At 43.8% G+C, this 6,313-nt stretch carries 6 protein-coding genes and 1 pseudogene; 4 read left to right on the forward strand and 3 right to left on the reverse strand.

Translation table 11 applies throughout. The annotated features are described in order from the left end of the window. The first annotated feature begins 554 nt into the window (after positions 1-554). The 4 genes from QL234_RS12830 to QL234_RS12845 all read left to right on the forward strand — a co-directional run bounded on the left by QL234_RS12830 (position 555) and on the right by QL234_RS12845 (position 3,711). Positions 555-716: a hypothetical protein gene (locus QL234_RS12830; RefSeq protein ID WP_281558233.1), complete on the forward strand. Its 162-nt coding sequence runs from the start codon at positions 555-557 to the stop codon at positions 714-716. 157 nt (positions 717-873) lie between these two features. Continuing rightward, complete coding sequence (locus QL234_RS12835; RefSeq protein WP_281558234.1) at positions 874-1,647, forward strand: hypothetical protein; 774 nt, start codon at positions 874-876, stop codon at positions 1,645-1,647. A 1-nt stretch (position 1,648) separates the two neighbouring features. Further along, positions 1,649-2,404, forward strand: coding sequence for a hypothetical protein (locus QL234_RS12840; RefSeq protein ID WP_281558235.1), 756 nt, complete (start codon positions 1,649-1,651; stop codon positions 2,402-2,404). Positions 2,405-2,829: 425 nt separating this feature from the next. Next, positions 2,830-3,711 carry a hypothetical protein gene (locus QL234_RS12845; protein WP_281558236.1) on the forward strand — a complete coding sequence of 294 codons (882 nt, stop codon included), beginning with the start codon at positions 2,830-2,832 and terminating at the stop codon, positions 3,709-3,711. Between the two features lie 202 nt (positions 3,712-3,913). Here QL234_RS12845 and QL234_RS12850 read toward each other — a convergent pair whose 3' ends face one another. The 3 genes and pseudogenes from QL234_RS12850 to QL234_RS12860 all read right to left on the reverse strand — a co-directional run. Then, positions 3,914-4,210 (reverse strand): SymE family type I addiction module toxin, encoded by a 297-nt coding sequence (locus QL234_RS12850; RefSeq protein WP_281558237.1) that lies wholly within the window; start codon positions 4,208-4,210, stop codon positions 3,914-3,916. A 447-nt stretch (positions 4,211-4,657) separates the two neighbouring features. Next, the gene (flgB, locus tag QL234_RS12855) at positions 4,658-5,059 is read right to left on the reverse strand and encodes a flagellar basal body rod protein FlgB (RefSeq protein WP_281558238.1); all 402 of its coding nucleotides are present in this window, start codon (positions 5,057-5,059) and stop codon (positions 4,658-4,660) included. Positions 5,060-5,588: 529 nt separating this feature from the next. Continuing rightward, a pseudogene (locus QL234_RS12860) lies at positions 5,589-6,313 on the reverse strand (hypothetical protein); the annotation flags it as partial.

Below are 6,313 nucleotides of genomic sequence, written 5' to 3' on the forward strand. Positions count from 1 at the left end.
ATATCAGCTTACGCTGATATGTCAATTTTTGCTTACACACAATTGACCTTAGGTTAACTTAATGTTTCGTCTGTCCAATCAAGGTAAAACACTGATCGCCGAAATGATGATAGTGGTATGGATTAATGAAAATGAATGTTTTTAAACAAAGCCTATAGGACAACCCCAAAAACCTGTTAGATTTACGAGTTTACAGCTTTTTTCAACTTGAGTACTCTGCAAGGCGAACCCGGGAGGTTTCAAATTTAATCATAGTAAAACAAATGGTTATACCAGAACGCGTCGTTCACGGACAGGGATACCTATATCCTGCACGCCAGCATAATTTGCCGGTTCTCAAGGAAAGTTTGCGCATTAACTGCCAGCTATTTTCAGTAAATTTAACATTGCAAAACGTTAAAATAACTATGCAGGTAATTTATCTTATCCCTGGTTCTGATTTTTCAACGAGACATACCTGCGGGCAAGTAATGAAAACGGTTTGCTATTTTCAGTCTGCCGTGTTTTTTGCTCAAAGGAATTGTCGTTATATGTATTATTAATCAGGATTTTTTATGAAAAAACATGACAATAAAATTGAAAACCAAGAAAGCAAATTAAATGTTTTCGAGCCGGAAACAATGAAAGAACTTACCCTTGAAGACGCTGAGTTTGTTTCCGGCGGTGGCATTCCGCCTTTCATCGGTTATCAGGAACCGCCGATCGAAGAACTATAGCATGCTTGAAGTAGTGGTAATCCCACTACTTCCATCCTACCGCCTTTAAAACGATATTGTTAACAATGTTAAATGGCGACCTTCCCATCATCGCAATATTTCGCTTGCCCAGTGATCTTTTCTATCGTTGCGATGGATTTATACACCAGGTAATAGTATGGAAATGGATCAATTTTTCAGTGTATTAGCTAAAAGCGATTCTGTTGATAGTATAGAAACTGCTTTTTTCGAATATGTAGAGCAACGAAATTTCAAGCAGGAAATTCAGCAATTAATAGACAAACAAGACTATGAACTCCTAGGCAGGGTAAGGAATGATGGCATTGTGCTTTATGAGGACAAGCAATGGCGGATGTTATTAACGCTTGATGCTTTAACAACCGACCCTAATGTCGCTGTCACCTTTTCGTCAGAGTCATTGTACAGTGTTATCTCAAATCACCGCTATGTGCTGCATGCGTATCCAGAAGACGATGAAGGCATACAAGTAACAGATGAAAAAAATCCCATAACCACACGGCAACTCAAATTATTATCAAGCGGCTTTGCCTATGAATTTTACAAGCCGAAAGAAAAGGTAGTGGTCGCTTTGCACAACAAGTCAATAAAAAGACAGGTTTGTGCCCGATACTGCAGCAAAACAGGACAGAAACTTGCTGCCTATTCCGGTACCCATAATTTGGATCGATATAAAATGTTTATCGGTATCATGCATCAGTTTGGCACCACAGGGAGCCCTTTTTTAGAGCAGTTAACCAAACACCCGGTGAACGCCATTCGCTGGCACGCCCTGGTTGAGCTGTTCAAATTAGACCACGAGCGTGCGAAACATATTTTAGTCTCATTTTTGCAGGATCAGTGCCCGACAATAAGAGCGCAAGCCAATGCAACCATGACGCAATTAGCTGAATTTGAAAGGATAAATGCATAACATGGAATTCTATTCACCCAAAACTGTTGAGCCGACTTCCATTGACGGTTTAATAGACTTTATCAAAAACAATATCAGTGAAGAACGCCGGCTGTGTGATACCCAAGGTTTAGTCGAACAGCTGATGGGAGTACAGCACAACACGGCCAGTATTCTCGAACACATATCAGCCTCGCTCTCAAAAACCGATGACAACCCGAATACCAACCCCTACGGCAAGAATTCCTTTGTCTTGTATAGAGATAACACAGTGATGCTGCGCCTGGTTGTGTGGGAACCAAGAGAGGGGGACAATTTTTCCCATGCGGATGAAGAGCTGTTTGCTTATGGCGTATGCCATGATCATAATTTTGAGTTGATGTCTTTGGGATTATGCGGAAGTGGCTATACCACCCATATGTACTCATACCAGCACAAAGGAAGCGAGTATGTCGAAGGTGAGTTAATAGATATCGACTATCTTGGCGATTTCACCTTGCAGCAAGGCTCAGTGCTTTATATGGAACAATCAAAAGATCTTCATACACAAAGCCCGCCGGCCCAGATGTCGATGTCACTCAATATCATTGTTGACCACGGCATTAAAAAGAAACAAGTTTTCGTTGAGCCAAAAACAAAACGTATTGTCGAATATCGGGGCTTAGTGAACCCGAAAAGCTATATCGAAAAGCTTCATAACAAGCTGACAGAACCAGAGTTCGGCATAAATCAGAGCAAAGCAATAAAGCATCCACAAAGGACAGCTTCCTTAGTATAGAAAAAACAAAAAAGGGCATGGGGAAGTTAGCTTGGTTATTCACCAACTGAGCTAACACCGAAATACCAGATCCGCTTTTAGCCTCCGGCCTGAGATATTCCAGCCCCTGCCAAAATAGATTATGCCGCCTGGTTTTGTTAACCCATACCGGCATTCTCCTTTGCTGACATAAAAGTTAGCCTGGACAGAATGTCAAATCACCTTATCTCCAGCCCGGTGAAATGACACTAAACAGCAAAATAACTAAAAAAATGATCTAAATATGCAACTTATCCCAACGAAGTGTTACCAAGAATATACCCTATGATCATTTTAACTAATGATATCCGGTAAAAAATTAAAAATAACTTTCTTGATAAGTTAGACTGATTACATAATACGCCTGAATCTAATTCAGTAACTCACCAACATTATGGACGACACCTATGCCCTTTAGCATCGATACCTTTCGACAATATCTCAAAATGGCCAACGACAAATATGCCAAGCATAAAGACAGCTCCATGAGCCCGCTGGAACGTCATTTGGCCGGTCTGCATGCAGTTGGTGCAACACAATTACCGGCGATACAGGCATTATGGGGCGCCGTTCCCTATGCCAAGCAAACCAAATATGCCGGCGCTTCCATGTACCTGAAACAGTTCTTGCCCGGCCTGGTGGATGCCACCCCCTGTAAACCGAAAATGGAATTCGAGTCTTATAAAGTCGCCAAAGGTCCATTCGCCGGTCAGACCGACTACCTGGTGCGAGCTTATCACCGCCATAAACTCACCTGGCAAAGCAGTAACGGCCATATGGGATCGCTGGCAAATGTGGGTACCCGGGAACAGGTAACCCACAGAACAAATCCGGCAGCCGCGCCTTTTCATGCGGTGTTATGTGGTTCTATTCCCCTGACTTTTACCCAGGGAGCCACTACCAATGCCGGAGCCGACAGCGGTATCAACCGGGATGACCATTCCATCGGCAACCCGGCCTTAATTCTGCGCAGGCCGCTGACAGCGGGTTCTGTTATCGCCGACCAGGTATATCAATACACCACAGACGGCACTACCTGGCTGCCCATTCCCGGCGCAACCTACGAGATAGAAAAAGGCGTGCGGCTGCAGGGCGGCAACCTGGTATTCTATTTCCGTAAAGAGGGCACCAACAACCGCCTGGCCAACCGTTTTCATTTTGAAGTGGAATACGCAATTGGCCCGGCCATCACCACCACCATTACCCGTATTCCCGTGCCGCCTTTCTCCTATTTGCCGATGGCGAATTTAAGCGATCACACCAGCAGGATAGTTGCGCAAAGGCAGTAACTACCGCAGACAAATGTGCCCTAAAAGTATTGATGCCTTCTCAAGATAAAGAGACGGCATCATGCTTTGAATGCTTCATTGGCGCGGCGGTGACCTTCTCTTGCGCGTACCCAACGGTTAATTGGCACAAAAATCATTATCCGGCCACACAAGCTGCCGTGTCGTTTGTTAACACGGCAGCTTAATTTCCCGTGTAACAACATTAGTCTTCTGTTACCCGGTTATTATCACCCGTGATATCTTTCGGCTGAGGTGAAATAACCACTTCTCCCTGATTTACCCTGATGCTGACCTTTTGCCCTTTGAGAAAACCGGCTTTACTGAGCCACTTTCCCCTAAGTATGATGCAGGGTTCAAGCTGTATCGGCGCATAGCTAATACCTATATTGCGGCTTTTCGGTGCCGAGCCGCAAACAGTCTCCTGCACGGTAAGTTGCCGATAAATGGGATATTTTACTTTTGCCGAGCCTGGCTCTGACGTATGATGACATTCAGCCATGACGTACTCCTGTTTAGTTCGTTGTGGTTAGCGACCTCTGGGTGTGTCAGCACTCAGGGGTTGCGACTTTGGTTGCTGCTGTAAGCAGCAGTTAACAGATAAGTAATTTTGGAATAGGCGCTCTCCTGTTTGGCTTGGATAGCACTATTAATAAAAGACCAATTTACAAGATAAGTCAGGCCGGGTTGGCAGATCATTTTATGGCTGTTTTGTCACTATTGTATGGGTTGCTGTACAGGTAAAAGTAACAAAAATATTCGCTAAAATCCCTTCGTTTTGCCAAGGGAATAATTACCTGAATATGAGGATATAAAGATATGGCCATGCTCGTCATTTATTAACACGGCCAAGTTTATAGTAATGATTTTCCTAACAATTTAATGAAAAACCAAAAGTGAGTGAATATTCACTTAATACCATTAACAAGTTAGCATCCTGAAAAAGCCGTTATGAACTTCCGCCTTTTAATGCCTTGCTTATCCCTTTAATCAGCCCGTCAATGTTGCGTAACGTAAATTGATATTCAAGCGAGTTTTGCAGAAAGTCATTACGCTCTTTTGCCACATCTACCGTATTGCCGTCACCGGTATCCGGTTGTTCCGGGATTTGATACTTAATATTGTTGTTCATATTATTATCAGGGCTGATATGGGCTTCATGAGTGGCAAGCATTTTTACCGACTGTACTTGTTGTGCCTGCTTTAAAGCCGCACTGAAATCAACACTGACAGCTTTATAGCCGGGCGTATCGGCATTAGCAATATTCGATGAAATAACCTCGGCTTTTTTTTCCCGCAAAAGTAATAAGTCTGTTTTCGGTTTAAATATATTGTCTAAGTTAATTGCCATAAGTACCTCTCTTTTGCCCGTTACTGGTTTCGTCTAATGATGAATAACGAATAAGTGCAGTACGTATTTCTCTGGTTATCGGTAACTGCAGGGCAAGTTTGGCAAAAATGCTCAATCGTTTTTTGATTTTTCTTGCTATTAATAGCACTTGGGGTGTTTGTTTTTATTCAGCAAGTAAGTTTTAAATACACGATTAATTTGATTGAGAGTATGTGAGTTAGCTTTAGCTATTGTCGCTATATTTCTTGGTTAACAGGAAATACAGGCGGTGGTTTTCGAATTACTGTCGAGTCAACACAACACCTGATTTTCATGGGTTTCACGGAAAATGAGGAAACAAGGCAGGGCACCGAACGCCAAGCAGCCGGCAGTTAAGTGCTACAACAGCGCCTTGGCGCTTATCGCGCCAAATAAATTCATCTGACAGCGTCCCCGGGTCGGAAGACACCACCAGATAAGTTTACACGTCAAAGACCTAGCCGGAAGACTCACTTAAAATCCCGGCAATCCAGTCAAAGCCCCCATCAGATCAGTTTTCCTCCGAAATGAGAGCCTGCCAGTCAGGCGCAACTACCACCGGCCGCGCCATGTCTACCTCCAGGTTGCCAGCACCAAACATGGTATGAGACTGCACCAGCTGATTTAGCGCGGCATTCAGTGAACGAGTCATTGAAGCAATGGCCGGTGGTGTATCCGAAGTTAGTCCATTGCCGGACGCCACTGTTTCCCCCAGCTCACCTGAACCCAATGACGCCAAAGCCGTAGTATGGTTTTCTGCCTGAGCTAAAGCAAAAACATCTTTCCAGACCATATGGGTGTCATCAGCAAAAACAATAGACTCAATAAGATAACTGTCACTGCTGTTTGCTTTTTCTATTAAAATTTGATCACCTGTGAGCACTCCGGCATCATCTGTTAACTGGATCAGTACATCAGCCGAACCGCTTTCGGTAATTTTCAAGTGCTCCCGTTTGATCCCGGCGCCGAAGGAGAGGGTATCCATACCTCCATAATCTCTTATCGTATCCTGACCATCCCCGCGGTTAAAGACATAAGTTTCATCACCTAAATCCCCCTGCAGGATATCATTCCCCAAACCACCTTCGAAAACATTCGTGTAGCCGGCATAACTAGGGAGATACGTTGAACCATTTAAGCGCAGAAGGTCATCTCCTTCACCGCCTTTCAGGATATTATTACCTCTTTTACCCGTTAAAGTATCATTGCCAGACAGGCCTAACAGAATATTATCGT

The organism is Thalassomonas sp. RHCl1, assembly GCF_947387555.1.
Classification (GTDB): domain Bacteria; phylum Pseudomonadota; class Gammaproteobacteria; order Enterobacterales; family Alteromonadaceae; genus Thalassomonas.